Origin of the sequence: Stutzerimonas stutzeri (genome assembly GCF_000219605.1) — a bacterium.
Lineage (GTDB): Bacteria > Pseudomonadota > Gammaproteobacteria > Pseudomonadales > Pseudomonadaceae > Stutzerimonas > Stutzerimonas stutzeri.
The window spans coordinates 1,545,155-1,568,837 of the sequence record NC_015740.1 but is presented as its reverse complement, the minus strand read 5'-3'; the positions used below and the strand labels follow the sequence as shown (position 1 = coordinate 1,568,837).

Here is a 23,683-nt window from a genome sequence, read left to right as displayed (position 1 = left end):
ATCGGCGCCGACCGCAGCAGCACCCGTTGGTTCCGTGACCAGCCTGAAAAATGTTCGATTTTTTACTTTGACAGCGGCTTTCTTTGCCTCTAAGTTTTCGTTTCCGAACAATTCCGAACCAAAGCAGTGCTCGGAATAAAACAAAAACAAACGAACGAGGCTCCGCGCATGAGTACGCCCATCGTCCCGACCCTCAAGGGACAATGCATCGCCGAATTTCTCGGCACTGCCCTTCTCATCTTCTTCGGTACCGGCTGCGTCGCAGCGCTCAAGCTCGGCGGCGCCGACCTGGGGCTGTGGGAAATCAGCATCATCTGGGGTATCGGCGTTTCGATGGCGGTGTACCTTGCCGCTGGCGTTTCCGGTGCCCATCTGAACCCGGCCGTCACCATCGCACTATGGCTGTTCGGCACCTTCGAGCGGCACCGGGTGCCGGCCTACATCCTGGCGCAGGTGGCCGGCGCCTTCTGTTCCGCGGCATTGGTCTACGGGTTGTATAGCAGCCTGTTTTTCGATTTCGAACAGGCCCAGCAGATGGTTCGCGGAAGCGTCGAGAGTCTCGAGCTCGCGTCGATCTTCTCCACCTATCCGCACGCCTCGTTGTCGTTCGGTCAGGCGTTCCTTGTGGAAGTGGTGATTACGGCCATTCTGCTGGCGATGATCATGGCCATCACCGATGACGGCAATGGCCTGCCCAGCGGCCCGCTCGCCCCTTTGCTGATCGGCCTGCTGATCGCCGTGATCGGTGGTGCGATGGGACCGCTGACCGGCTTTGCGATGAATCCGGCGCGGGATTTCGGGCCTAAGCTGATGACCTTCCTGGCCGGCTGGGGTGACGTGGCCTTCACCGGTGGGCGAGACATCCCGTATTTCCTGGTTCCGATCTTCGCCCCGATTCTCGGTGCCTGCCTCGGCGCTGCAGGTTACAAGGCACTCATCTGCCGGCACCTGCCAGGGGTTGGCTCGGCCGCCTGTGATGCACCCAAACCCAAGGAAAAGGCCACTGCCGAAATGGGCTCCGCGCAGCCCGATGTCAGCAAAGTTCGCTAAGGAAACGTCGCCATGAGCAACCAGAACAAGCAATTCATCGTCGCCCTCGACCAAGGCACCACCAGTTCCCGCGCCATCGTGCTGGACCGCAACGCCAACGTGGTGACCATCGCCCAGCGCGAGTTCGCGCAGATCTACCCGCAACCGAGCTGGGTCGAGCATGACCCCATGGAAATCTGGGCGACCCAGAGCGGCGTGTTCGTCGAAGCCCTGGCCCAGGCCGGCATCACCAACGAGCAGGTGGCCGCCATCGGCATCACCAACCAGCGCGAGACCGCCATCGTCTGGGACAAGATAACCGGCCGTCCGATCTACAACGCCATCGTCTGGCAGAGCCGCCAGAGCACGCCGATCTGCGACCAGCTCAAGCGCGACGGCATGGAAGACCACATCCGCAAGACCACCGGCCTGGTGATCGACCCCTACTTCTCCGGCACCAAGATCAAGTGGATTCTCGATCACGTCGAAGGCAGCCGCGAGCGCGCTCGCCGTGGCGAGCTGCTGTTCGGCACCGTCGACTGCTGGCTGATCTGGAAGATGACCCAGGGCAAGGCCCACGTCACCGACTACACCAACGCGTCGCGCACGCTGCTGTTCGATATCCACAAGCTGGACTGGGACCCGGTGATGCTCGAAGCGCTGGACATTCCCCGCGAGATGCTGCCGGAGGTGCGCTCATCCTCGGAAGTTTACGGCCACGCCTATATCGGTTCCGGCCAGAGCACCGGCATTCCCATCGCGGGCATTGCCGGCGATCAGCAGGCCGCGCTGTTCGGCCAGATGTGCGTCGAACCCGGGCAGGCCAAGAACACCTACGGCACCGGCTGCTTCCTGCTGATGAATACCGGGACCAAGGCAGTGCAGTCCGAACATGGTCTGCTGACGACCATCGCCTGCGGGCCGCGGGGCGAAGTGAATTACGCGCTGGAAGGCGCCATCTTCAATGGCGGCTCCACCGTGCAGTGGCTGCGTGACGAACTGAAGGTGCTCAACGAATCGCTGGATTCGGAGTACTTCGCCACCAAGGTGCCGGACAGCAACGGCATCTACCTCGTGCCGGCGTTCACCGGCCTTGGCGCGCCCTACTGGGACCCGCGTGCCCGCGGCGCACTGTTCGGCCTGACCCGCGGGGTCAAGGTCGATCACCTGATCCGTGCTGCGCTGGAATCCATCGCCTACCAGACCCGCGACGTGCTCGACGCCATGCAGCAGGATGCCGGCGAGCGCCTGCGCGCCCTGCGTGTGGATGGCGGCGCCGTGGCCAACAACTTCCTCATGCAGTTCCAGGCCGACCTGCTCGGCACCCAGGTCGAGCGCCCACAGATGAAGGAGACCACCGCCCTTGGTGCGGCCTACCTGGCCGGGCTGGCGACCGGTTTCTGGAGTGACCTCGACGAATTGCGCAGCAAGAGCAGCATCGAGCGCGTGTTCGAACCGGCGTGCGGAAGCGAACAGCGCGAAGCGCTCTATCGCGGCTGGCAGAAGGCGGTCGAGCGCACCCGCAACTGGGCCGAGGACTGAGAAGCCCACCCCGCGCCTGCCCGCGACCGGGTCGCAGGCAGGCGCGGTATTGCGCGAATTCGAACAAAGCGCGCTTTAATCGAACGTCAGACTGGGGCATGCTTCCGCCACCACCGCGAACAAGGAAGCCCCATGAGCCTGGCGCCCCGACAGCAGAACATTCTCGAACTCGTGCGCGAACGCGGCTATGTGAGCATCGACGAACTGGCCCGGCACTTCGCCGTCACCCCGCAGACCATCCGCCGCGACATCAATCAGCTGGGCGACGCCGGCCTGCTGCGGCGCTACCACGGCGGCGCGGCCTACGACTCCAGCGTGCAGAACACTGCATACAGCCAGCGCGCGCATCAGATGCGTGACGAAAAACAGCGCATCGCCACCGCCATGGCCGCACGCATCCCCGACCAGGCTTCGCTGTTCATCAATATCGGTACCACCACCGAAGCCATCGCCCGCGCCCTGCTCAACCATCGCGACCTGAAGATCATCACTAATGACCTGCATGTGGCGAGCATCCTCAGCACCAAGGAAGACTTCGATGTGCTGATCGCAGGCGGCAACGTGCGCAGCGACGGCGGCGTGGTGGGCCAGGCGACCGCAGACTTCATCAGCCAGTTCAAGGTCGATTTCGCCTTGATCGGCATCAGCGGCATCGACGAGGACGGCACCCTGCTCGACTTCGACTACCAGGAAGTCCGCGTCTCCCAGGCGATCATCCATAATGCACGCAAGGTCTTCCTCGCCGCGGACTCCAGCAAGTTCGGCCGCAGCGCCATGACCCGGCTCGGCTCCCTGGAGCAGATCGACTGCCTGTTCACCGATACCCAGCCGGACGACGTGTTCGCCGAACTGCTGGCACGGTACAAGGTGCATCTGGAGATCGCCGACTAGGTTCGGCGTCAGCCCTTCTTCGCGGCCAGGTCCGCTCCCACGAACGGAGAATCCAGGAGCCGCGGTCGCCATCGTCCAGGCCGCTAACGGCGGCCGGCAACGATTCACCCGCCCCGCCTATTGTCCGCATGTCCGCCTGGGCGCGCGCGACCTGCCAATGTCAGCAGCCGGCGCCCACGCCCTAAGCGTGGAAGCCCTCTGCATCACCCCCTGCTCTGCCGCACCTGTTCGCGGACAAGTCGTTCCCTTGAGCGATGCCAAGCCTCTGGAAGCGACCGCGACCACGAGCCAGACGGAACAACCATGCCCGCGAAGCAAGAACTCGCCCTTCGTTTTATCGATTTCGAACATTTTGCACTTTCAATAATGTTTATTAACGAATAGGATGTTCCAAAACGAACATCGTATTCGTATTCGAGGAGGAACCCGTGCCCCATATTGCCCAGCCCGTCTCCGAGCTTTATGACATCGCCGTGATCGGCGGCGGTATCAATGGTGTCGGCATCGCGGTCGATGCCGCCGGCCGTGGGCTGTCGGTGTTCCTTTGCGAACGCGACGACCTGGCCAGTCATACGTCATCAGCGAGCAGCAAGCTCATTCATGGCGGGCTGCGTTATCTGGAACACTACGAATTCCGACTGGTCCGCGAGGCACTGGCCGAGCGCGAGGTGTTGCTGGCCAAGGCGCCGCATATCGTCAAACCGATGCGCTTCGTGCTGCCGCACCGCCCTCACCTGCGCCCGGCGTGGATGATCCGCGCCGGTCTGTTCCTCTATGACCATCTGGGCATGCGCAAGAAACTGCCGGCGTCGCAGGGGTTACGCTTCGGCAGCGAGAGCCCGCTCAAGCCGGCCATCACCCGCGGTTTCGAGTACTCCGACTGCTGGGTCGACGACGCACGCCTCGTGGTGCTCAATGCCATGGCGGCGCGGGAAAAAGGGGCGCATATCCATACCCGCACGCTGTGCCTGAGCGCCAAACGTGCTGGAGGCATCTGGCACGTCGAGCTGCAGCGCGAGGACGGCAGTCGCTTTTCCTTGCGCGCCAAGGCACTGGTGAATGCGGCAGGGCCCTGGGTCGCGCAGTTCATTGGCGAGCGCCTGCAGCAGCGATCGCCGTACGGCATCCGCCTGATTCAGGGCAGCCACATCATCGTGCCCAGGCTGTATGAAGGTGAGCAGGCCTACATCATGCAGAACGAAGATCGGCGTATCGTCTTCGCCATTCCTTACCTGGACCGCTACACCATGATCGGCACCACCGACCGCGAGTATCACGGCGATCCGGCCCAGGTGAGCATCACCGAGCAAGAGATCGCCTACGTGCTGGGTGTGGCCAATACGCACTTTCGCAAGCAGCTGGAACCCAGGGACATCGTGCATACCTTCGCAGGCGTTCGCCCCTTGTGCGATGACGAATCGGACAATCCGTCTGCCGTCACCCGTGACTACACCCTATCGCTGGTTGCTGAGGAAAAGCAGGCGCCGCTGCTCTCGGTGTTCGGCGGCAAACTGACCACCTACCGCAAGCTCGCCGAATCGGCGATGGCTCAGCTTAAGCCATTTTTCCCCGGCATGGGCGACAGCTGGACGGCCGATGCCGCGCTGCCCGGCGGCGAAGACATGGGCACGCCCGAAGCACTGGCCGAGGCACTGGTCGCCCATGTGCAAGGGCTGGAGCTGCCCCTGGCCAAACGATGGGCCACGCTGTACGGCAATCGCGTCTGGCGGATGCTCGGCGACGCCCGTTCCCTCGATGCCCTGGGTGAAGACCTTGGCCAACAGCTCTATGCGCAGGAGGTCGAGTACCTCTGCCGGGATGAGTGGGCAATGCAGCCGGACGACATTCTCTGGCGACGCACCAAACTCGGCCTGGCCTTCAGCGAGCCGGAAAAATCCCGCCTGGCACGCTATCTGGCGGAGCGACCGGCCGCTGAGTCCACCCACAGCAGCGACGCGGCCTGAGCGCAAGAACACGGGCCTGCCTTACGCAGGCTCGTGCTGATCTGGTACTGACCGGTCGCATACGCTCGATCGAGCAGGAAACGGTTCAATCCCAAGGGCACCGTTCATCCGTACAGGCCGCTTCGGTCATCAAGCGTTCACACCATGGCACACCGTCGAGCGACCGACCTGCTCGCGGGAGTTGCCAGATGACGACGAATACCGGCGCCCTAGCCGACCACTCCACACCCGCTACGCGCCAATGGCTGTCGTGGCTGTTGGTCATCACACTGATCTATCTGCTGCTGGCAGCCGTCGGTGCTATCGGAGATGGCTTCAAAGCGGCGGTCGGCGACAACGCCAAGGAACTGTTCGCGTTCGCCACCAACCCCTTTGTCGGCCTGATGATCGGCGTTGCAGCGACCGCACTGATCCAGAGCTCCAGCACCGTAACGTCCATCATTGTCGGGATGGTTGCCGGCGGGCTGCCCATTCCGATCGCGATCCCGTTGATCATGGGCGCCAACATCGGCACGTCCCTCACCAGCACCATCGTCAGCCTCGGCCATGTGCGCAACGGCGTCGAATTTCACCGGGCCTTCGCGGCCGCAACCGTGCATGACGCATTCAATATCACGGCGGTGGCGATCCTCCTGCCGCTCGAACTGCTGTTCCATCCGCTGGCGCAGATGTCCGAAGTTCTGGCCGGCCTTCTGGTCAGCGACAGCACAAGCGTCGACATGAAGAGCGTGAACTTCATGAAGACTCTCCTCACCCCTGCCAGCGACCTGCTGAACGCCAGCGTGGCCTGGCTGCCAAGCCAGGTCTGGTCGGGTGTCGCGCTGATCGTCATCGGGATCGGCCTGATCCTGTTCGTGGTCCAGGCCATCGGCAAGGTGCTGCGCAGGGTCATGGTCGGCCGCGCCAAAGAGATCATGCACACCAGCGTCGGGCGTGGCCCGGTTTCGGGGATCGCCTCGGGAACGATCATCACGATCCTGGTGCAATCCTCATCGACCACCACCGCGCTGATCGTGCCACTGGCAGGAACCGGTGTCTTTTCGCTCAAACAGGTCTATCCGTTCACCCTCGGCACCAACATCGGAACCTGCGTGACCGCGCTGCTGGCGGCCACCGCCATCTCCGGGCCCACCGCCGAACTGGCGATGCAGATCGCACTGGTACATCTGCTGTTCAACCTGTTCGGAATCTTCCTGATCTACGTACTACCGTTTCTGCGCGGCGTTCCGCCTGCCATCGCCACGCATCTCGCCGATCTGGCGCAACGCAGCAAGCTGTACGTCGGGGCCTACATCGGCGGTGTGTTTTTCGGCCTGCCTCTGCTGTTGATCGGCGGCAGCCAACTCTGACCTGGTCGGGAGCCCGCACCTATGCAAAGCGAACGTCGTAACCAGACCGAGAATCGCATCCGCGAACTGCGCGAATCGCTCAATGAGCTCGAAGCACAGCTCAAGCAGATCGATGCTCAGGAACAACAGGCCCAGCATCGGGAAATCGATCGGCTGGATGACTACATCAATGCGGTAGACACCCGCTTCCACAGCCTGCAGGTGTTCTGGAACTCACTGAAGCACGATTGGCTGAAGGCCAAGCCCTGAGCCAGGCCAAGGAGCGACAGCATGCACGTCAAAACCGGCCCGCTACTGCTGATCAGTCTTTCGCTTGGCCTGCAGCTGGCATCCACGCCAGCCGTGAGCGCTGCCGAATCCGCCGCCGAAGGGCTGCTCATCGAAGGCTCCAGCACCGTTTACCCACTGACCCGCGAAGCGGTAAGCCGTTTCCAGCGCGCGCAGCCTGGGCATCCGATCGAGGTGGCGTTTTCCGGGACCAGCGCTGGTTTTCGCCGCTTCTGTGCGGGGAAGACGGACATCAACGACGCCTCGCGCAGGATGAACAGCAACGAGCAGGCACTCTGCGCGCAGAACGGCATCGGCTATCGTGAAGTGCCCCTGGCCATGGACGCGATCACGGTCGTCGTACACCCGAGCAATGATTGGGCGAGCGACATCACCGTCGAAGAGCTGAAGAAACTCTGGACGCCCGCAGCCGAAGACAAGGTCAGGCACTGGAGTTACATCCGTGCCGGCTGGCCCGACCGGCCGGTGAAACTGTTCGGCCGAGGTCAGGACTCCGGCACCTACGACGTCTTCACCAGGCAGATCGTCGGCGAGGCGCATCGCAGCCGCCAGGACTATACCGCCGGCGAGAACGAAGAGGAGTTGGCCGCCGGCATCGCTGCCGAGCCGGATGCGCTCGGATTCTTCGGAATCGGCGCCTATCACCGGCACTGGGACGAGCTGAAGCTGCTTGCCATCGACAGTGGCAAGGGCCCGGTCTACCCGACGCTCAAAACCGTCAGCGAGGCGCACTACCAGCCATTGACCCGCCCGCTTTTCATCTATCTGAGCGAGCGGAGCCTGCAGGAAAAGCCGACCACACGAGCATTCGTGATGCATTACCTGCAAGGCCTGCCGACCTGGATCCACTTCACCGGTTTCATGCCGCTGCGCGCCGAGCGCTACGCGCAGAGTCTGCAAAGTCTCGAGTCGTTCAACGCAGCGCCGGCGGCGGATCCAGCGGGCACTCGGTGAGAACCCCTGAGCCGGTGCACTGCGGGCACGATCACCCGCGACGTTTGACTCGCAGGGCAATTGCGGTAGGCTCGCAGCTTTTCCACAGGAGTACACACCATGGCCCGAGCCACTGCCCGCCACATCCTGGTTTCCACTGAAGCAAAGTGCAACGAGCTGAAAGCTGCCATCGAAGGCGCCGCCGACTTCGCCCAGGTCGCCAAGGAAAACTCCACGTGCCCGTCCAGCCGCCAGGGCGGCGATCTGGGTTCGTTCGGTCCGGGTCAGATGGTCAAGGAATTCGACACCGTGGTGTTCAGCGCGCCGCTGAATGTCGTGCAGGGCCCGGTGAAGACGCAGTTCGGCTATCACCTGCTGGAAGTGACCAGCCGCCAGGACTGATCCACCCCTGTCCCCGCGCGTCCATGCGCGGGGGCACTCGCACCGAGCGGTGCACTATCCGCCGCACCACCCTGCCTCACCTTCCTGTCACGCCTGTAGGCGGAAACGCCCCGTCAGCGCCTTGAGCCCGTTAATGCTCTGCATGATGGTATTGCCCGATGCCGCGGTATCGTGCGTGACGCTCGCGGCCTGATCAGCCACCTGGGCGATGCGCGTCAGCGACTTGTTCATGTCCTCGGCGACCTGCGACTGCTCCTCGGCAGCCGTGGCAATCTGATTGGTCATGCCACGAATGGTCTGCACCGCACCGACGATCTGGCCCAGCGCATGTTGCGCCGCCTCGATCTGCGTCAGGGTGATGGTGCTGCTCTGACGCGAGGCATCCATGGCCTGCCCGGCGCGCGAGGCCTGGCTCTGCAGGCGCTCGACCAGCACGCCGACCTCCTTGGCCGAACTCTGGGTGCGACTGGCGAGGCTGCGCACCTCGTCGGCAACTACCGCGAAACCGCGGCCCTGCTCACCGGCCCGTGCTGCCTCGATGGCTGCGTTGAGCGCCAGCAGGTTGGTCTGCTCGGCGATGCCGCTGATCACGTTGAGCACCTTGCCGATCTCGTGGCTGTCGAGCACCAGCTGCCGCATCACGTCCGCCAGGCCATCGACATGGCCACTGAGCGTGCGGATGGCGCCGACCGATTCGTTCATCACGGCGCTGCCGGCGTTGGTCTCCTGTTCGGCGACGTCAGCGGCATTGGCGGCCTCGACAGTGCTGCGTGCAACTTCCTGGGAGGTGGCGAGCATTTCATTCATGGCAGTAGCGACCTGATCGATCTCCGCCTGCTGGCCTTCCACATTGCGCGCGCTGTCCCCGGCCAGGTTCGCCATGTGCTTGCATTGCCCGTCAGCGTCATCGGCCGCCTGGCGCACGCCGCGGATCATCTCGCCAACCTGACCCAGCAGGCTGTTGTAGGCCAGGGTGATCCTGCCCATCTCGTCATCGGCATGACGCACCTGCAGCGGCGCGGAAAAATCGCCCTGGCTGACCTTCTCCAGGCGCCCGCGCAGCTCGTCGATCTGCAGCATCAGCCAGTTCATGCCGGCGATCCGTCCGAGCACCACCAGCAGCAGGATGCACAGGGTGGAACCCAGCGCGACCCACAGCTGCTGGGAGGCACTGCGATTGGCCTGCGCCGAGATCAGCGACACCACTTCGTTGGAGGCCGCGAGAATATCGTTGGAGTCGCTGGCCAGGATCTTCAGATCGGCGCTCTGCCCTGCGGCCAGCGCCTGTACGGCGGGACGGTAGCGCTGCAAGATCTGATCGACGCGCTGCAGGTACGGCTGTGCGCTGGCCAGCTCGACGCGGACGACACCCTGGGCGCTGTCGCCGTTGAGCAGCAGCCGATGGGATTGCTCGAAGCGCTGGATGGTCTTGTCGACATCCGCCGGGCTACCGATGCCCTGCGCAGCGAGCAGCGCCTCTTTCATCATCTTCTGGCTGAGCATGCGCTGCGCGCCGGCCATGTCGATCTGGCTGGCGTCCTTGCTGGACATGAACAGCACCCCGGCGGTCAGCGCCGCGCAAAGGAAGATCAGGCTGTAGGAAAAGAAAAATTGCAGGTTGATGGTACGTAGGCCCAGCCCGCGCAGTACGGACTGGATGACGTTCGCCAAGGTGCTGGTCATGAAGGAATTCCAACTGCAGAAAAGCAGGAAAGAACGCGCCGCCGCCACTCGCTGGCGTCGCAGTTATTCCGTTTCTCGGCCGGCCAGCGAGCAACTTGATACCGTTGGTCCGCCGCCTTGAAAGCCAGGCGCCACGCGGCCTGCAGGCACTTTTGCTAACGCACGGATCAACGCCTCGCATGCTGATCCAGATCAATGGAATCGCCCGCGTTTCGCCTGTTTTTTTGGCTCGATCCCCTCGCAGCGACTATGGTCTGAGGACATCGCGGCCACCCGCAGAACCGAGAGGGACTCGTCATGTTTCAGGTATCGCGCAGAGGCGAAAACCGCATCGATATCGACTTCTCCGGCAAGCTGGACAGCCAGGCCATGCGCGCCGCGCTGGACGACCTGCTGTTCAAGTCCGAAGGCATCAGCCACGGCCGCATGCTCTACCGCATCGGCGACTTCGATCTGCCGACCCTGGGTGCCGTCGGCGTGGAGCTGTCACGCCTGCCCCAGCTGCTGCGCTTCATCCGCCGCTTCGACCGCTGTGCGGTGATCGCCGGCAAGGAGTGGTTGCGCAAGGCCAGCGAAGTCGAGGGCGCATTGATTCCGGGACTGACCATCAAGGCCTTCGATCTGCACCAGGAAGCCGAAGCCCTCGCCTGGCTCGAACACAGCTGACCGAGCGAACCGACCTGTGGAACGAATGGCACGCCGTGGGTTGTTGTCGAACGCAGACACCAACAGCACGGAGAACGGACATGGGACTTTTCGATTCGATCAAGGCGAAGCTCGGCCTGGGCGATGTCTCCAACGAAGCGGAGCGCAAGGCCGACACGCCGCCGGCTGACGCCAGCCACTCCAGCGCCGAAGGCATAACACTGAGCGAGCGGCCGTCGACCACGACCAACGCGACACTCGGGCCGGACAGGGATCTGAACCAGCCGACTGCCCCCGCCCGTGGCGTGGACGTGGTGGCGCAGCTGGAAGCGAAGGCGGCGGCACACCCCGAAGCGCTGAACTGGCGCACCTCGATCGTCGACCTGATGAAGTTGCTGGGCCTCGACAGCAGCCTGGAGTCGCGCCGGGAGCTTGCCACCGAGCTGGGCTGCCCGCCCGATCAGATGGCCGATACGGCGCAGATGAACATGTGGCTGCACCGCGCGGTGATGAAGAAGCTGGCCGAGAATGGCGGAAGCATTCCGCCGGAACTGCTGCACTGATGCGCGAAGGGCCTTCCGCTGGGAAGGCCCTTCATCGGGGGCTTATGAATTGCGGACCAGTTCGTCCGCGAGGAAATCTTCCTCCAGTAGCGCGTCACGACCGGCTACGGCACCGTCGATTATCTGCGGCTGGGCGCCGGCGCGCTTGCTGCGCAGCTTGCCGAACTGGTGAGCGAGCGCATTGCTCAGCTTGTCGACCGCGCCGTCGATGGCCAGCTCCAACGATTCAGCCTTGTGGGTGACGGAGATGGGTTGCAGGCCCTTGGGCCGCGCCTCGATCTGGCAGCGCTTGTCATGCGCGCCGGCCTTGTCGCCGTTTTCGTCGTTGAGGTGCACGACGACACGTGTCAGCTCGTCGTCATACCGGTCCAGCTTGCCTGCGACACTGGCACTGACCCAATCAGCCAGACGGGCACTGCCTTCGATGTGGTTATCGCTATGAACCTGGATTTGCATAAGTCGTCCTTACTTCCGCTTATGAACACCACCGTTGCCGGTGGCTTGGTGATAGCTATGCCACCGTTTGGATCATTAAGCAATGCGCCAAATGTCGCCGAACCTTTCCTGGGCAATGCGCCGTGATAGCGTTGCACTCAGGAAGACTGCGCAATCGCAACCAATGCCAGCATGGGTCTGAAAATGCCGGCACGCAGCCTCGTGCGCGGAGGGGCCGCTGAGCCCTATCTAAGTGCTATCGGCCTGATCCAGGACAACAAAAACGCGCCGGACGCAGGCGTCCGGCGCGCAGTAGCAAGAGCGGTCAGGCGGCCTTTTGAAACAGCTCGCGCCCGTGGTCGAGGTGCTGGTCCACCAGCCACTTGCCGTGGGCGATGGACAGCCGCTGGGCCTTGTCCAGTTCGTCCATGAACGCATGCTCGAGTGGCAGCGGCAGGCGACGGGTGACGTGTCCGTCGGGGGCGGTAATCCGGCAGCCGCCGGCCCAGGGAGTGGAGGTGCCAGGATATTCCATTACCTCGGCGGTGATGATGTGGTCGCGGTAGGTGCATTGCATCATGGTCATGATCGTTACCTCGCTATGTGCGGGCAGCCATCGATCACGCAGGTTGGCTCGGGCCCGATGGCTGCCGGAATTCCCCCCTGTTCAGAGCGGGCCAGGCGGATAAGCCGGCCCTCGGTGCGTCACAACGGTATAGCACAGGCTGCCGACCGCGCCTGCGCCGATCGACGAACGCGCGGCTCAGGCATCCAGCGAAGGGCCGATCAGTTTGGCCAGCTGGCTGTACACCCCGGGCGCCGCCACCAGATACGGATTACCTCGCAGCAGACCGTCGTTACGGAAGAAGTCGTTGCGCAGGCCACCCGCTTCGGCCACCAGCACCAGCCCGGCCAGGCAGTCCCAGCTCTTGAGCTCGGTCTCGTAGTAACCGATCAGGCGACCCGCAGCGACGTAGGCGGTCATCAGCGCGCCGGAGCCGTTGCGGATGAACATGCCGCCTTCGGCCAGCAGTTTCTCCAGAAACGGAATGAAATGTTCCTTGCCGCGTGGATGGAAGGTACCGGCGCCGGTCAGCCCCTCGCACACGTGGGTCGCGGTGCTGGCTCTGAGCGGCGTCTCGTTGACGTAGGCGCCCCGGCCAAGGCAGCCATGGAAGAGTTCGTCGTGATTCGGATCGGCGATCGCGCCGACGTGCGGTTCGCCGTCCACCAGCAGGCCGATGGAGACGCACCAGTTGTGCAGGCCGTTGACGAAGCAGGCGGTGCCGTCGATGGGGTCGATGACCCAGACGCAGCGTGCCTTGAGACCGGCCGAGCCGCTCTCCTCGCCGAGAAAGCCGTCTTCGGGAAAACGTTCGGCGAGCCGCCCGCGAATGAAGTCCTCGATGCGCTTGTCGGCGATGCTGACCACGTCCTGGCGATCGCTGCCCTTGTGCTCCACATCCAGTGTCTCGCGCTGACGGTAATAGGTCATGCCGAGCTGCGCAGCTTCCAGCGCAAGGCTCTTGGCGCAGGCATAGCGGGCGTCGATGTCGAGGTTGCTCATGGCGGATTTCCCGGTCAAAAGCGGCATTCTAGGCGGACGTGAAGCCCAGCACGAGGAGAGGTGCGCAGTCCGAAGGCTTCGGCTGGTAGCCGGCCACGAGCGACGAGGCGCGACTAATCGAAGCGCCGGCGGTCCTAACTGCGAGCCAAGGCTCACGTATCCACGCAGACAGGAGAATCCTCATGGGCTTGTTCAGTTCGATTCTGGAAAAGATCGGCATCGGCCGGGCGCACGCCGAGCCGGACAGCACCGCACCCACTACCCCGCCGGAAGCGTCCACCGGTGGTGCCGGCGCACCCACGACGCCTGCCGTGGATCAGGTAGACGTAGCCGCGAAGCTGGACGGTATGGCCAACAATCATCCGGAAAAGCTCAACTGGCGCACCTCCATCGTCGACCTGCTCAAGCTGCTGGGCCTGGACAGCAGCCTGACGGCGCGCAAGGAGCTTGCCACCGAACTCGGCTGCCCAGCGGACAAAATGGGCGATTCGGCGCAGATGAATCTGTGGCTGCACAAGGCCGTGCTGAAGCGGCTGGCCGAGAACGGCGGCAATGTGCCGGCCGATCTGCTGGATTGAGCCACAGCCCGCGCAAGCTGCGGTCGCTGCCGCAGCCTGCGTGGCGATCAATGCTCGTGCAGGCGCACGTTCAGCTCGTCGACGATGGGCGCCCATTCGGCGTCCTCGACCCATTCGTCACGCAGGAACGCGCGCTGCGACTCGTTCCAGAACGGGGCATCGGCCAGACGGACATCCTCCGGCAAGCGGCCGTGCTTGGCGATAAAGGCATCGATGCTGGCAGGATCGGATTCCAGGCCGAGCTGTTCGAACAGGGTGCCGAGGTCTTTGTTGGGCAGTTCCATGAGATTCTCCTTGGGCTTGGTCAATGGGCCGGACGGCGCGAGCGCGGTCCGTGACTTGCCTATTCAGAGACTCCGCGGCTGACTACAGTTCCGCTTCGCCCACCTGGAGCCATTCCATGGACCTACTGCTTTGCGGCAGCTTCGACAGCGAAGAACGCGACGCCTGGCTCGTCGAGCTGCAACGCGCCATGCCCGATGCCCGCTGGCACCTGCACGTCCCGACGCAGAACGCCGGGCGCATCGTCGCCGCCGTGGTTGCCAACCCGCCGCCAGGCTCCCTGCAAGGCCTGCCCCGGCTGCGCCTGATCCAGTCGCTCTGGGCCGGCGTCGATCGCCTGCTGGACGATCCCAGCCTGCCGGACGTACCCCTGGCGCGCATGGTCGACCCGGCGATGAGCGCGGCCATGGCGGAAACCGCCTTGTGGGCGACGCTTTCGCTGCATCGCCGCTTCTTCGACTATGCGCAACAGCAGCGCGATCGCCACTGGTACCCTCTGCCGCAGCGGCGCGCCGACGAGATCGAGGTAGCCGTGCTGGGCATGGGCCAGATGGGCCGGACCTGCGCGCGGCGGCTGCTGGAAACGGGTTACCGGGTGACCGGCTGGAATCTGCACGGTGGCACCATCGCCGGCATGGCGCTGGAGCACGGCCTGGAAGCGCTGTGGCCGCTGCTGGCACGCAGTGACATCGTGATCAACCTGCTGCCCCTCACCGCACAGACCGCCGATCTGCTGGACCGACGGTTCTTCGCCGCCATGCGCCCCGGCGCTGCCCTGATCAACCTCGCCCGTGGCGGGCACCTGGTGGAAGCCGACCTGCTGCAGGCGCTGGACAGCGGACAGCTCGATCGTGCGGTGCTGGATGTGTTTCGCCAGGAGCCGCTGGCGACGGACCATCCGTTCTGGTGCCATCCGCGCGTGACGGTCCTGCCGCATAGCGCCGCCGCGACGGACATGCGCAGCGCCGCGTCGATCGTCGCGCAGAACCTGCAGGCCCTGCGCGACGGCCGGCCGATCAACCATCTGGTGCAGCGCAAGCGCGGTTATTGAGCCGCGGCTTGCGCCAGCGCAGCGCCTCAGTCGTGGCTGAGCGCGCCGATGCGATGGATCGAGAGGTCCGCCCCGTTGAATTCTTCCTCCTGGCTGAGGCGAATGCCCATGGAGTGCTTGAGCAGGCCGTAGACGCCGAAGCCACCAACCAGTGCCACCAGCATGCCCAGACCGCTGCCGATCACCTGGCTGATCAGGCTGACGCCGCCGAACCCGCCCAACGCCGCCTGGCCGAAGATGCCGCAGGCGATGCCGCCCCAGATCCCGCACAGACCGTGCAGCGGCCATACACCCAGCACGTCGTCGATTTTCCAGCGGTTCTGCGTGGCGGTGAACGCCCAGACGAACAGCGCCCCGGCAATCGCGCCGGTGGCCAGCGCACCGACCGGATGCATCAGATCGGAGCCGGCGCAAACCGCCACCAGCCCGGCCAGCGGGCCGTTGTGCAGGAAGCCCGGGTCGTTGCGGCCGGCCAGCCAGGCCGCGGCGGTGCCGCCCACCATCGCCATCAGCGAGTTCACTGCCACCAGGCCACTGATGCCCTCGATGGACTGCGCACTCATGACGTTGAAGCCGAACCAGCCGACGATGAGAATCCACGAGCCCAGCGCCAGGAACGGGATATTCGACGGGGCGAAGGCCACCAGCCGGCCGTCGCGGTAGCGGCCGTTGCGACGCCCGAGCAGGATGACCGCACCAAACGCCAGCCATCCGCCCATGGCGTGCACCACCACGGAGCCGGCGAAGTCATGGAAGGGCGCACCGAACTGGTGCTCCAGCCAGGCCTGGAAACCGAAATTGCCGTTCCAGATCAGCCCTTCGAAGAACGGATAGACGAACGCCACGATCAACAGCGTCGCGCACAGCTGCGGACCGAAGCGCGCACGCTCGGCGATGCCGCCGGAGATGATCGCCGGAATCGCCGCAGCAAAGGTCAGCAGGAAGAAGAACTTCACCAGGGCATAGCCGTGGTCGGCCACCAGCTGATCGGCCGGCTGCATGAACGTCACGCCATAGGCGATCCAGTAGCCGATGAAGAAGTACGCCAGGGTCGATACGGCGAAGTCGGTGATGATCTTCGACAGGGCATTGACCTGGTTCTTCAGCCGCACGGTCCCGACTTCGAGGAAGGCGAAGCCGGTATGCATGGCCAGCACCATCACCGCGCCCATCAGGAGGAACAGGGTATTGGAGCCATGGACCAGGGTTTCCACGGCGCTGTTGAGGCTTTCCATGGGTTACTACAGACTCAGCGGGAATACGCACCAAAACGGTAATCGCCAGAGTGCGAATGCACCGAGATGCATCACCGCGCACGCGACGACTACCGCCACCTGCAGCCGGAGTCTGCCTCGGTAGAATTGCCGAGGCACCATGAAACCTTTGTTTTCAACGGGTTATGGGAACTGCCGGGATTTCATCGTGCGCCATTGCGGGGCTTGCACGACGACTGCTGCACCAAGCCATAGCAATGCCTGTACCAAGCGCAGCGCTGAGCGCTGCCGAGACCGGCTTCAGCCTCATCGATCGACCTGGGCTCAGAGCGCCGACAGCGCGCGGTACTCGTCCTGGGCAAGCTGGTCGGTCATGCCGCTGATGAAGTCCTGCAGCATGCGGTTGCGGTAGTAGAACTCCCACAGCGGGCGATCGTCCGACGTCTCGGTATGGGGCTTGAGCGCCTCGTGATAGGCCTTGACCAGCTGATTGGGCAGCCGCCGCGCCAGCATCTGCAGATGCGGCTCGCTGCGACAGCCGCCCAGGGTTAGCGCGTCGAACACCGGCGCCGGCACGCGCAGCAACGGCGCATAGAAGTCCAGCAGTCCCTGGAGGATGCGATAGCCCTGCAGCTGCAGCGTTTCCACCTCGCGGTGGCAGAACACCTTGTCCATCGCCACATCCTTGAAGGTCTGCACGATGGCGTTGGGCAGGCTGTCGTCCTCGAGCAGGGCGCGGTCCAGCGTGCCGTGGTACACCGCTTCGATGTTGTCGATGAACTGACGGGCAGCGTGCTGCACCAGCGGGTGGATCATGTTCACCCGCAGCCAGATGAAGAACTCGCCGGCCTTGTTGATCGGCTCCTTCTGCGCCCGCTCCAGGGCGTAGCTGACCATGCTGCGGAAACTGCGCTCCGGACCGGGCACGGGCGCATCGACGTCGCCATGCAGGGCGAACTTGTCCAGCAGCAGCTGTGCCAGCTGCTCGATGCTGAAGATGCCCTTCTCCACCGAATCCTCGATGTCAGCCAGGCAGTAGGCAATGTCGTCCGCCGCCTCCATCACGTAGGCCAGCGGGTGGCGCGTGCAGGGCTCCATCTGGAGGGCCGCCTGCAAGGCACGCACGAAGGGTTCTTCGGAGAGGTAGAAGCCGGGCTTCTTCTGCAGATAGGCGCCCGGCGTGCCTTTGTCCGGTCGCGGCATGTAGGCCGGGCGGACGTATTTGAGCAGGCCGGCGGTCTGGGTGTAGGTCAGGTTCAGGCGCTGCAGCGAGACCACCAGACGAATCGCCTGAGCGTTGCCCTCGAAGAGGTTGAGGTCATCTAGCATGCGCTGGCGTAGCCCGGTGTCGCCCTGCCCTGGCGGCACGGCAGCGGCGAACAGTTCATCCAGGTGGCGCTCGAACCATTCGCCGATGGCGTATTCACCGAAATGGCCGAATGGCGGATTGCCGATGTCATGCATCAGGCAGGTCATCTCCACCAGGCTCTCCAGTGCCGTCTCCAGCCCATCCAGGCCGAACGCCGCGGCACGGCTGCCAAGCTGCTTGTAGAGCGTACGGACGATGAAGCGGCCGGTCTGCTGCACCTCCAACGAGTGGGTCAGGCGGCTGCGCACTGCGGCATTGCGCTCCAGCGGAAAGACCTGCGTCTTCTGCTGCAGGCGGCGCACCGCCGCGGAATTGATGATGCGCCCGCGATCGCTTTCCAACTGGTCGATGACCGCGCCCAGATTGCCCTCGCTGGCGCGCAGGCCGGGCTCGGCCTTGCCGTAAGGACGTTGACGGGAAATCTTGTGCTTGAAGTTCACGGGCTCGGACATGCATCGTTCTCATGGCGCGACAAACAGCCCCGGAGCCTAACGCGAGCGTTCCGGGTTTACCATCGCCCCCCACCTGCCAGCCAGAACATCGCGACGGAGACCAGCCGTGAGTCGTGCCGACTTCCACCACCGCAACGCCGAACGAGCCAGCGCCGAAGCCCAACGTCTGATCGAACAGCGCGCCATTCTGGGCGCTCGCTGGCTGGACTGGGTCGCCGGCGAACTGTATCGCCTGAGCCCGCCGGAATACGCCTCGATGGTTCGTCGTGAACTCGAACGTCTGGCCCAACCTTGAGCGATAAAATGGCTGCATCCTGGACCGTTAGCGGCCCACTGCTGTGCCATGCGTTCACCCCACTGCCGGGCAGCCGCAAGGCGACCGCGATGGACAAGCAACCGGCAGACGGCCCGCTCTGGCTGGGCAGGGATGGCCTGCGGGGCGACCGGGTCGCCGAGCGGCGTTTTCATGGCGGGCCGGACCGTGCCCTGTGCCATTACCCGACGCAACATTACCTCTATTGGGCGCAGCGCTTTGCGCCGCTGCGCACGCAGCTGGGGCTCGGCGCCTTCGGCGAGAATCTGGGTGGCGAAGGGCTGAACGAAGCGCAGCTGTGCATCGGTGATCGCCTGCGCTGGGGCGATGCGCTGATCGAGGTGAGTCAGCCGCGCTCGCCCTGCGTGCGCCTGGACACCCGTCACGGCATGCGCGGTCTGGCGCGAGAGCTGTCAGCGAGTGGCCGCACCGGCTGGCTTTATCGGACCCTGGAGCCAGGCCACGTGCGCCCTGGCGACACGCTGCAACTGCTGGAGCGCCCGCACCCGAATATCAGCGTCGCCTACCTGTGGCGCTGCTTTCTCGATCCGAACCAGGCGCGAGACAGCCTGCTGCAGCTTGCCGAGCTGCAGCCTCTGGCCATGCACTATCGGGCGATCTTTCGCCAGCGTTACGACGTGCTCCGCGGCCAGCGGGACCAGCACAGCCTGTTCGACTGATACCTAGGGTCTTTTCCCCTTTCGTACGCGGCCGCGCGGGAGCCGTTTGGCGCAGCGACGCGCCTTGCAACGAAACGGGAACAGTCCTAAGCAACGCAACGCGTGCATTGCGGCCCAGCAATGCCATACTGCAGCAGTCACGGAAGACGGCAGGCCGGAAACAGGCATCGCTCCTGCAGCGACAGTCAGGCCTTCGCCCATCAGGACATGTCCAGCCAGCAATCAGAGGTGAACACCATGAGCAAGGGAATGGACGCAAAGAAAAACAGCAAGAAGAAGCCGATGAAAACGGCACAGGAAAAACGTATGGCCAAGCGCGACAAGAAGAGCGGTTCCACCACACTGCTCGGCACCCACGCCGCCACCCATTGAGCCTGATCGCCACAACGCCCGGCTGATGCCGGGCGTTTTCAGACGCGCACCAGGCGCAACCGGCCGAACAGCCAGCCTCCCCAGACATTGACTGCCAGCCCGATCATCACCAGCAGCGCACCGGCCAGCTGCAACAGGACCAACCGCTCGCCCAGCAAGATACTGGCCGAGGTCAGCCCCACCACCGGCACCAAGAGCGAAAACGGCGCCACCTGGCTGGCCGGATAGCGCGACAGCAGCCGACTCCACAGGCCATAACCGAGAATGGTCGCGCCGAAGGCCAGGTACACCAGGACCAGAATCGTCTGCCAGCCGATACCACGCAGCGCCGCTTCGATCACGCCCGGGCCTTCCAGCCATAGTGACAGCGCGAGAAACGGCAACGGCGGCACCAGGCTGCCCCACACCACCAGCCCGACCAGATTCACCTTGCCGACCTTGCGCGTGACGATATTGCCCAGCGCCCACATCGAGGCGGCACAGATCGTCAGGAGAAATCCGCCAAGGGTCATGCCCAGCCCACTCTGCGCGCCGATCAGTGCGAGGCCGCAGGCCGCGATCAACAGGCCCAGCAGGTTGGCCGCGCGCAAGCGCTCGCCGAGAAACAGCGCAGCGAAGAACAGCGTGAAGAACGCCTGGGACTGCAGCACCAGCGACGCCAGGCCTGCGGGCATGCCGTGCTTCATGGCGGTGAAGAGAAAGGCGAACTGGCCCAGCGAGATGGTCAGCCCGTAGGCCAGCATCCAGCGCAGCGGCACCTGCGGCCGTCTGATGAAGAACACCGCCGGCACCGCCGCCAGCATGAATCGCAGGGCACCGAGCAACATGGGCGGGACGTCGTGCAGGCCGACCATGATGACCACGAAGTTCATTCCCCAGACGACGATGACTACCAGTGCGAGCAGCAGGTCCCGAGGCGACATGACGACGCACCCTGTTACGAAAACATCCATTAGAGCGGCGCGATGGCTGTACCGCTCCATACAGTGAGCAGCGAATTGGCCGGCACAGTCCGGCTTCGCCGTCGATCGGCCCAAGCTCATCCTCGCCCAGCACCGGCGACGAAACCCGCGGTGACGCTATAGAATTCGCGCCTGGTTCCCTCACATCAGACGAGTACGAGCATGGGCGCACAGTGGAAAGCGAAGCATAAGGAAGCGGCGGCGAACGCCAAGGGCAGGATCTTCGGCAAGCTGTCGAAGGAAATCATGATCGCGGCCCGCAGCGGTGCCGACCCGGACATGAACCCACGCCTGCGTCTGGTGGTCGAGCAGGCCAAGAAGGCTTCTATGCCCAAGGACACCCTGGAGCGCGCCATCAAGAAAGGCGCCGGCCTGACCGGCGAGGTGGTGAACTACGAGCGCACCCTCTACGAAGGCTTCGCTCCGCATCAGGTGCCGCTGATCGTCGAATGCCTGACCGACAACGTGAACCGCACCGTTGCCGAGATCCGCGTGCTGTTTCGCAAGGGCCAGCTGGGCTCTTCCGGGTCGGTGAGCTGGGATTTCGACCATGTCGGCATGATCGAAGCCGCACCCGCAGGCGACGCCGACCCGGAAATGGCCGCCATCGAGGCTGGTGCTCAGGATTTCGAGGCTGCCGACGATGGCGCCACGCTGTTCATTACCGAGCCGACCGACCTCGATGCCGTGTGCAAGGCCTTGCCGGAATTCGGCTTCACCGTGCAATCGGCGCAGCTGGGCTATCGACCCAAGAATCCGGTCAGTCTGTCCGGTGCCGAGCTGGAAGAGGTCGAAGCCTTCCTCGAGGCCATCGACGCCCATGACGACGTGCAGAACGTCTATGTCGGCTTGGCGGGCTGATGGCCCATCGTCTTTACTAGGCCCTGTTGGCGTTCGGTTCGCGGCCACGCCGTGACCGGATGTCACCGACAACCCAAGCAGCCGGCGAGTACTCATCATGAGCAGCAACAAACCCACCACGCCCTACAGCCAGCGCGAGCAGGGCTATCGGGAAAAGGCACTGAAGATGTATCCCTGGGTCTGCGGGCGGTGCGCGCGGGAGTTTTCCGGCAAGCGCCTGAGCGAGCTGACGGTCCATCACAAGGACCACAATCACGACAACAATCCCGAAGACGGCTCCAACTGGGAGCTGCTGTGCCTCTATTGTCACGACAACGAGCATTCCCGCTATACCGACAACCAGTACCAGGCCGAAGCCCGGCCCGGTAGTGACCTGGGCCCGAAGGAAACCTTCAAGGCCTTCGCCAACCTGGCCGACCTGCTCAAGGGCAAGCAGGGCTGATCGGCCAGGCCGGATGCCTCCTTCTATTTGACCAGCAGAACCGGAACCGACACCTCGTGGATCACCCGGCTCGCCACCGAGCCCAGCACCAGCCCGGTGAAGCTGCCCAGGCCGCGAGTGCCCATCACAACCGTGTCACAGCCCAGCCGCTTGACCGCATCGTTGATCTGTTCGGCCACGTTGCCCAGCTGGGTGTGGGTCTCGCAGGTCAGCCCACCGGCCTGCAGCATCGCCGCCGCCTCGTCGAGCACACTGCGGGATTTGGCCCAGGCTGTTGTTGAGCTCGTCGATCATGGCCGAGGTGACGTACTCGCCATAGATGATCGGCTCGTGTTGAACATTGACCACGTGGATCTGCAGCGCCATCCCGGTGTCCCGGGCCAGATCGACGACATACTGCAGGGCGCGCTTGGAGTTGTCCGAACCATCGTATGCAACCAGAAGCCTGCGCATTTCCTGTCTCCGCTGTTGGGTAGGTCTTCAGCTTAGACCAGCTGCCGCGGCGTTGTGGCCACTGCTTGCACTTGTCTTGATCTGGCACAAGCGCGCATCATCCCGCGCCCCGTTTCCAAGCCAGAGGCGCACTATGAATCCCGATCAACGTCCCGTTTTCGGCGTCGGTGACGCCTCGTTCCAGGCAGCCGGTGGCGAAGCCGGCCTGCAGCGGCTGGTGGCCGATTTCTATCGGGTGATGGACGAAGCGCCCGAGGCCGCGAACGTCCGCGCGATGTACCCAGCGGACGTCAGCGAAGCCGCCGATCGACTGGCCAGCTTTCTGTGCGGCTGGTTGGGTGGGCCGAAACGCTACGCCGAGAAATATGGCGCCATCAGCATCCCGCAATTTCACACCCGCTGGCCGGTCGGCGAAGCCGAACGCGATGCCTGGCTGTTCTGTATGGAGCAGGCGATCGCCAGGCAACCCTACAGCCCGGACTTTTCCGAGTACCTGCTACGCCAGCTGCGCGTGCCGGCCGAGCGTATCCGCCAAGTGCAGGCCGCCTGCCCTGCCCGCCCAGGTCAGAACTGAACGCAGTGGCCGAGGCGGTCGGCCCGACGCAAACAACCGAAGGCATGCCCTTGCGCAGGACGCCTCGCCTGAACATCCTGGCTTGCGTTTAAGCCGCCGTTCGCATCGATGATCGCGTCGCGCCTGCTAGGCGAAATCCGCCACGCAGGAGAACCGAGCCCTTCCCCTTGCGTCATACAAGCATGGCTATACCGACGCGACATCCATTCGCTGCGCAACCGGAGCTGGCTCGTTCGATGAAAATCCGCTTTGCGTCCATCAATCAGCAGAAGATCCGCGAGGTTCGCGAGATCCTCGAGCCCAGTGGAATCGAGGTGAAGCCCTTTCCGATCCGCATCGAAGAGCTGCGTACCGAGGACCTTTACCAGCTGGTCAGCGACAAGCTGCTGGTGGCGTTCAAGATGATCGGCAAGCCGGTGTTCGTCGAGCATACCGGGCTGTTCATCAACAGCCTCAACGGCTTTCCCGGCGGTCTGACCCAGATATTCTGGGACCGCCTGCAGGCCGAGCGCTTTTCCGAGCTGATCGGAAGGCTCGACGACCCCGCAGCCGAAGCGCGAACCTTGATCGGCTACTGCGATGGGCGCAAGCGACATTTCTTCGAAGGCGTGGTGCCGGGTCGCATCTCGCCGTCGCCGGCCGGCCATGGCGGCTTCGAGTGGGACGACGTGTTCATTCCCGAAGGCCAGAACCAGACGTTCGCGCAGCTGGGCACGCAGAAGAACGGCCTGTCCATGCGCCGTCGCGCGCTGGACGCCTTCGTCACCTTTCTGCGGGAGTCCTGACGCA

Annotated in this window: 27 protein-coding genes and 1 pseudogene; 19 read left to right on the top strand and 9 right to left on the bottom strand. The window is 64.0% G+C overall.

Translation table 11 applies throughout. The features are described 5' to 3' along the window. Positions 1 to 168 precede the first annotated feature (168 nt). From PSTAB_RS07525 to PSTAB_RS07490, 8 genes are all read left to right on the top strand, one after another. A complete protein-coding gene (locus PSTAB_RS07525) occupies positions 169 to 1,050 on the top strand; it encodes an MIP/aquaporin family protein (protein ID WP_011912766.1) in 882 nt (293 codons plus the stop codon). Between the two features lie 12 nt (positions 1,051 to 1,062). Then, entirely contained in the window at positions 1,063 to 2,571 is a 1,509-nt protein-coding gene (gene glpK, locus PSTAB_RS07520) for a glycerol kinase GlpK (protein ID WP_011912765.1), read from the top strand. A gap of 132 nt (positions 2,572 to 2,703) precedes the next feature. Further along, the gene (locus PSTAB_RS07515; protein WP_013982384.1) at positions 2,704 to 3,462 is read left to right on the top strand and encodes a DeoR family transcriptional regulator; all 759 of its coding nucleotides are present in this window, start codon (positions 2,704 to 2,706) and stop codon (positions 3,460 to 3,462) included. A gap of 428 nt (positions 3,463 to 3,890) precedes the next feature. Continuing rightward, on the top strand, positions 3,891 to 5,426 hold the full coding sequence (gene glpD, locus PSTAB_RS07510) for a glycerol-3-phosphate dehydrogenase (RefSeq protein WP_013982383.1): 1,536 nt from the start codon (positions 3,891 to 3,893) through the stop codon (positions 5,424 to 5,426). A gap of 188 nt (positions 5,427 to 5,614) precedes the next feature. Next, the gene (locus tag PSTAB_RS07505; protein ID WP_041771689.1) at positions 5,615 to 6,775 is read left to right on the top strand and encodes a Na/Pi symporter; all 1,161 of its coding nucleotides are present in this window, start codon (positions 5,615 to 5,617) and stop codon (positions 6,773 to 6,775) included. Positions 6,776 to 6,796: 21 nt separating this feature from the next. Beyond that, positions 6,797 to 7,024: a hypothetical protein gene (locus PSTAB_RS07500; protein WP_013982381.1), complete on the top strand. Its 228-nt coding sequence runs from the start codon at positions 6,797 to 6,799 to the stop codon at positions 7,022 to 7,024. Between the two features lie 21 nt (positions 7,025 to 7,045). Continuing rightward, on the top strand, positions 7,046 to 8,017 hold the full coding sequence (locus tag PSTAB_RS07495; RefSeq protein WP_013982380.1) for a PstS family phosphate ABC transporter substrate-binding protein: 972 nt from the start codon (positions 7,046 to 7,048) through the stop codon (positions 8,015 to 8,017). A 99-nt stretch (positions 8,018 to 8,116) separates the two neighbouring features. Next, complete coding sequence (locus PSTAB_RS07490; protein ID WP_013982379.1) at positions 8,117 to 8,398, top strand: peptidylprolyl isomerase; 282 nt, start codon at positions 8,117 to 8,119, stop codon at positions 8,396 to 8,398. Positions 8,399 to 8,485: 87 nt separating this feature from the next. On the opposite strand, the gene PSTAB_RS07485 is transcribed toward PSTAB_RS07490, so the two are convergent. After that, positions 8,486 to 10,081 carry a methyl-accepting chemotaxis protein gene (locus tag PSTAB_RS07485; protein WP_013982378.1) on the bottom strand — a complete coding sequence of 532 codons (1,596 nt, stop codon included), beginning with the start codon at positions 10,079 to 10,081 and terminating at the stop codon, positions 8,486 to 8,488. Positions 10,082 to 10,378: 297 nt separating this feature from the next. On the opposite strand from PSTAB_RS07485, the gene PSTAB_RS07480 reads away from it, so the two are divergent. Beyond that, positions 10,379 to 10,747, top strand: a complete 369-nt coding sequence (locus PSTAB_RS07480; protein WP_011912758.1) for a SpoIIAA family protein — start codon at positions 10,379 to 10,381, stop codon at positions 10,745 to 10,747. A gap of 80 nt (positions 10,748 to 10,827) precedes the next feature. Then, on the top strand, positions 10,828 to 11,289 hold the full coding sequence (locus PSTAB_RS07475) for a DUF3597 domain-containing protein (protein WP_013982376.1): 462 nt from the start codon (positions 10,828 to 10,830) through the stop codon (positions 11,287 to 11,289). 42 nt (positions 11,290 to 11,331) lie between these two features. On the opposite strand, the gene PSTAB_RS07470 is transcribed toward PSTAB_RS07475, so the two are convergent. The 3 genes from PSTAB_RS07470 to PSTAB_RS07460 all read right to left on the bottom strand — a co-directional run bounded on the left by PSTAB_RS07470 (position 11,332) and on the right by PSTAB_RS07460 (position 13,291). Continuing rightward, positions 11,332 to 11,745, bottom strand: coding sequence for an HPF/RaiA family ribosome-associated protein (locus PSTAB_RS07470; protein WP_013982375.1), 414 nt, complete (start codon positions 11,743 to 11,745; stop codon positions 11,332 to 11,334). 304 nt (positions 11,746 to 12,049) lie between these two features. Then, positions 12,050 to 12,310: a hypothetical protein gene (locus PSTAB_RS07465; RefSeq protein ID WP_013982374.1), complete on the bottom strand. Its 261-nt coding sequence runs from the start codon at positions 12,308 to 12,310 to the stop codon at positions 12,050 to 12,052. Positions 12,311 to 12,487: 177 nt separating this feature from the next. After that, positions 12,488 to 13,291 (bottom strand): inositol monophosphatase family protein, encoded by an 804-nt coding sequence (locus PSTAB_RS07460; RefSeq protein WP_013982373.1) that lies wholly within the window; start codon positions 13,289 to 13,291, stop codon positions 12,488 to 12,490. Between the two features lie 182 nt (positions 13,292 to 13,473). Between PSTAB_RS07460 and PSTAB_RS07455 the strand changes: the two genes are divergently transcribed. Then, entirely contained in the window at positions 13,474 to 13,869 is a 396-nt protein-coding gene (locus PSTAB_RS07455; RefSeq protein WP_013982372.1) for a DUF3597 domain-containing protein, read from the top strand. Between the two features lie 47 nt (positions 13,870 to 13,916). On the opposite strand, the gene PSTAB_RS07450 is transcribed toward PSTAB_RS07455, so the two are convergent. Further along, positions 13,917 to 14,153, bottom strand: a complete 237-nt coding sequence (locus tag PSTAB_RS07450; RefSeq protein WP_011912753.1) for a DUF2789 domain-containing protein — start codon at positions 14,151 to 14,153, stop codon at positions 13,917 to 13,919. Positions 14,154 to 14,269: 116 nt separating this feature from the next. Between PSTAB_RS07450 and PSTAB_RS07445 the strand changes: the two genes are divergently transcribed. After that, a complete protein-coding gene (locus PSTAB_RS07445) occupies positions 14,270 to 15,202 on the top strand; it encodes a 2-hydroxyacid dehydrogenase (RefSeq protein ID WP_013982371.1) in 933 nt (310 codons plus the stop codon). A 26-nt stretch (positions 15,203 to 15,228) separates the two neighbouring features. Here the strand turns inward: PSTAB_RS07445 and PSTAB_RS07440 are convergent, their stop codons facing one another. Further along, positions 15,229 to 16,437 carry an ammonium transporter gene (locus tag PSTAB_RS07440; protein WP_013982370.1) on the bottom strand — a complete coding sequence of 403 codons (1,209 nt, stop codon included), beginning with the start codon at positions 16,435 to 16,437 and terminating at the stop codon, positions 15,229 to 15,231. Between the two features lie 303 nt (positions 16,438 to 16,740). Continuing rightward, positions 16,741 to 18,237 carry a dGTPase gene (gene dgt, locus PSTAB_RS07435; protein ID WP_013982369.1) on the bottom strand — a complete coding sequence of 499 codons (1,497 nt, stop codon included), beginning with the start codon at positions 18,235 to 18,237 and terminating at the stop codon, positions 16,741 to 16,743. A gap of 106 nt (positions 18,238 to 18,343) precedes the next feature. Here dgt and PSTAB_RS07430 point away from each other — a divergent pair, with 106 nt between their 5' ends. The 3 genes from PSTAB_RS07430 (at position 18,344) to PSTAB_RS22030 (ending at position 19,602) form a co-directional block, all read left to right on the top strand. Then, positions 18,344 to 18,532 (top strand): hypothetical protein, encoded by a 189-nt coding sequence (locus PSTAB_RS07430; RefSeq protein ID WP_013982368.1) that lies wholly within the window; start codon positions 18,344 to 18,346, stop codon positions 18,530 to 18,532. A gap of 8 nt (positions 18,533 to 18,540) precedes the next feature. Then, a complete protein-coding gene (locus PSTAB_RS07425) occupies positions 18,541 to 19,230 on the top strand; it encodes an MOSC domain-containing protein (RefSeq protein WP_041771688.1) in 690 nt (229 codons plus the stop codon). A 237-nt stretch (positions 19,231 to 19,467) separates the two neighbouring features. Next, a complete protein-coding gene (locus tag PSTAB_RS22030) occupies positions 19,468 to 19,602 on the top strand; it encodes a hypothetical protein (RefSeq protein WP_013982366.1) in 135 nt (44 codons plus the stop codon). Between the two features lie 38 nt (positions 19,603 to 19,640). Here PSTAB_RS22030 and PSTAB_RS07420 read toward each other — a convergent pair whose 3' ends face one another. After that, complete coding sequence (locus PSTAB_RS07420) at positions 19,641 to 20,525, bottom strand: O-acetylserine/cysteine exporter (RefSeq protein WP_013982365.1); 885 nt, start codon at positions 20,523 to 20,525, stop codon at positions 19,641 to 19,643. A 201-nt stretch (positions 20,526 to 20,726) separates the two neighbouring features. Here PSTAB_RS07420 and PSTAB_RS07415 point away from each other — a divergent pair, with 201 nt between their 5' ends. Together PSTAB_RS07415 and PSTAB_RS07410 are read left to right on the top strand one after the other, a co-directional pair. Next, positions 20,727 to 21,425 carry a YebC/PmpR family DNA-binding transcriptional regulator gene (locus PSTAB_RS07415; RefSeq protein WP_011912745.1) on the top strand — a complete coding sequence of 233 codons (699 nt, stop codon included), beginning with the start codon at positions 20,727 to 20,729 and terminating at the stop codon, positions 21,423 to 21,425. Between the two features lie 97 nt (positions 21,426 to 21,522). Continuing rightward, positions 21,523 to 21,867 (top strand): YajD family HNH nuclease, encoded by a 345-nt coding sequence (locus PSTAB_RS07410; protein ID WP_011912744.1) that lies wholly within the window; start codon positions 21,523 to 21,525, stop codon positions 21,865 to 21,867. A 23-nt stretch (positions 21,868 to 21,890) separates the two neighbouring features. On the opposite strand, the pseudogene PSTAB_RS07405 reads toward PSTAB_RS07410, so the two are convergent. Continuing rightward, positions 21,891 to 22,320, bottom strand: a pseudogene (locus PSTAB_RS07405) (universal stress protein). Between the two features lie 133 nt (positions 22,321 to 22,453). Between PSTAB_RS07405 and PSTAB_RS07400 the strand changes: the two are divergent. Together PSTAB_RS07400 and PSTAB_RS07395 are read left to right on the top strand one after the other, a co-directional pair. Further along, a complete protein-coding gene (locus PSTAB_RS07400; RefSeq protein WP_013982363.1) occupies positions 22,454 to 22,894 on the top strand; it encodes a group II truncated hemoglobin in 441 nt (146 codons plus the stop codon). Positions 22,895 to 23,130: 236 nt separating this feature from the next. Further along, positions 23,131 to 23,679 carry a non-canonical purine NTP pyrophosphatase gene (locus tag PSTAB_RS07395; RefSeq protein WP_013982362.1) on the top strand — a complete coding sequence of 183 codons (549 nt, stop codon included), beginning with the start codon at positions 23,131 to 23,133 and terminating at the stop codon, positions 23,677 to 23,679. The last annotated feature ends 4 nt before the right edge of the window (positions 23,680 to 23,683 follow it).

What these genes read in the sequence shown, in the direction of transcription:
- PSTAB_RS07525 (WP_011912766.1), top strand. Translation starts at nt 169, where the DNA reads ATGAGTACGCCCATCGTCCCGACCCTCAAGGGACAATGCATCGCCGAA.
- glpK (WP_011912765.1), top strand. Translation starts at nt 1,063, where the DNA reads ATGAGCAACCAGAACAAGCAATTCATCGTCGCCCTCGACCAAGGCACC.
- PSTAB_RS07515 (WP_013982384.1), top strand. Translation starts at nt 2,704, where the DNA reads ATGAGCCTGGCGCCCCGACAGCAGAACATTCTCGAACTCGTGCGCGAA.
- PSTAB_RS07505 (WP_041771689.1), top strand. Translation starts at nt 5,615, where the DNA reads ATGACGACGAATACCGGCGCCCTAGCCGACCACTCCACACCCGCTACG.
- PSTAB_RS07500 (WP_013982381.1), top strand. Translation starts at nt 6,797, where the DNA reads ATGCAAAGCGAACGTCGTAACCAGACCGAGAATCGCATCCGCGAACTG.
- PSTAB_RS07495 (WP_013982380.1), top strand. Translation starts at nt 7,046, where the DNA reads ATGCACGTCAAAACCGGCCCGCTACTGCTGATCAGTCTTTCGCTTGGC.
- PSTAB_RS07490 (WP_013982379.1), top strand. Translation starts at nt 8,117, where the DNA reads ATGGCCCGAGCCACTGCCCGCCACATCCTGGTTTCCACTGAAGCAAAG.
- PSTAB_RS07485 (WP_013982378.1), bottom strand. Translation starts at nt 10,081, where the DNA reads ATGACCAGCACCTTGGCGAACGTCATCCAGTCCGTACTGCGCGGGCTG.
- PSTAB_RS07480 (WP_011912758.1), top strand. Translation starts at nt 10,379, where the DNA reads ATGTTTCAGGTATCGCGCAGAGGCGAAAACCGCATCGATATCGACTTC.
- PSTAB_RS07475 (WP_013982376.1), top strand. Translation starts at nt 10,828, where the DNA reads ATGGGACTTTTCGATTCGATCAAGGCGAAGCTCGGCCTGGGCGATGTC.
- PSTAB_RS07470 (WP_013982375.1), bottom strand. Translation starts at nt 11,745, where the DNA reads ATGCAAATCCAGGTTCATAGCGATAACCACATCGAAGGCAGTGCCCGT.
- PSTAB_RS07465 (WP_013982374.1), bottom strand. Translation starts at nt 12,310, where the DNA reads ATGACCATGATGCAATGCACCTACCGCGACCACATCATCACCGCCGAG.
- PSTAB_RS07460 (WP_013982373.1), bottom strand. Translation starts at nt 13,291, where the DNA reads ATGAGCAACCTCGACATCGACGCCCGCTATGCCTGCGCCAAGAGCCTT.
- PSTAB_RS07455 (WP_013982372.1), top strand. Translation starts at nt 13,474, where the DNA reads ATGGGCTTGTTCAGTTCGATTCTGGAAAAGATCGGCATCGGCCGGGCG.
- PSTAB_RS07450 (WP_011912753.1), bottom strand. Translation starts at nt 14,153, where the DNA reads ATGGAACTGCCCAACAAAGACCTCGGCACCCTGTTCGAACAGCTCGGC.
- PSTAB_RS07445 (WP_013982371.1), top strand. Translation starts at nt 14,270, where the DNA reads ATGGACCTACTGCTTTGCGGCAGCTTCGACAGCGAAGAACGCGACGCC.
- PSTAB_RS07440 (WP_013982370.1), bottom strand. Translation starts at nt 16,437, where the DNA reads ATGGAAAGCCTCAACAGCGCCGTGGAAACCCTGGTCCATGGCTCCAAT.
- dgt (WP_013982369.1), bottom strand. Translation starts at nt 18,237, where the DNA reads ATGTCCGAGCCCGTGAACTTCAAGCACAAGATTTCCCGTCAACGTCCT.
- PSTAB_RS07425 (WP_041771688.1), top strand. Translation starts at nt 18,541, where the DNA reads ATGGCTGCATCCTGGACCGTTAGCGGCCCACTGCTGTGCCATGCGTTC.
- PSTAB_RS22030 (WP_013982366.1), top strand. Translation starts at nt 19,468, where the DNA reads ATGAGCAAGGGAATGGACGCAAAGAAAAACAGCAAGAAGAAGCCGATG.
- PSTAB_RS07420 (WP_013982365.1), bottom strand. Translation starts at nt 20,525, where the DNA reads ATGTCGCCTCGGGACCTGCTGCTCGCACTGGTAGTCATCGTCGTCTGG.
- PSTAB_RS07415 (WP_011912745.1), top strand. Translation starts at nt 20,727, where the DNA reads ATGGGCGCACAGTGGAAAGCGAAGCATAAGGAAGCGGCGGCGAACGCC.
- PSTAB_RS07410 (WP_011912744.1), top strand. Translation starts at nt 21,523, where the DNA reads ATGAGCAGCAACAAACCCACCACGCCCTACAGCCAGCGCGAGCAGGGC.
- PSTAB_RS07400 (WP_013982363.1), top strand. Translation starts at nt 22,454, where the DNA reads ATGAATCCCGATCAACGTCCCGTTTTCGGCGTCGGTGACGCCTCGTTC.
- PSTAB_RS07395 (WP_013982362.1), top strand. Translation starts at nt 23,131, where the DNA reads ATGAAAATCCGCTTTGCGTCCATCAATCAGCAGAAGATCCGCGAGGTT.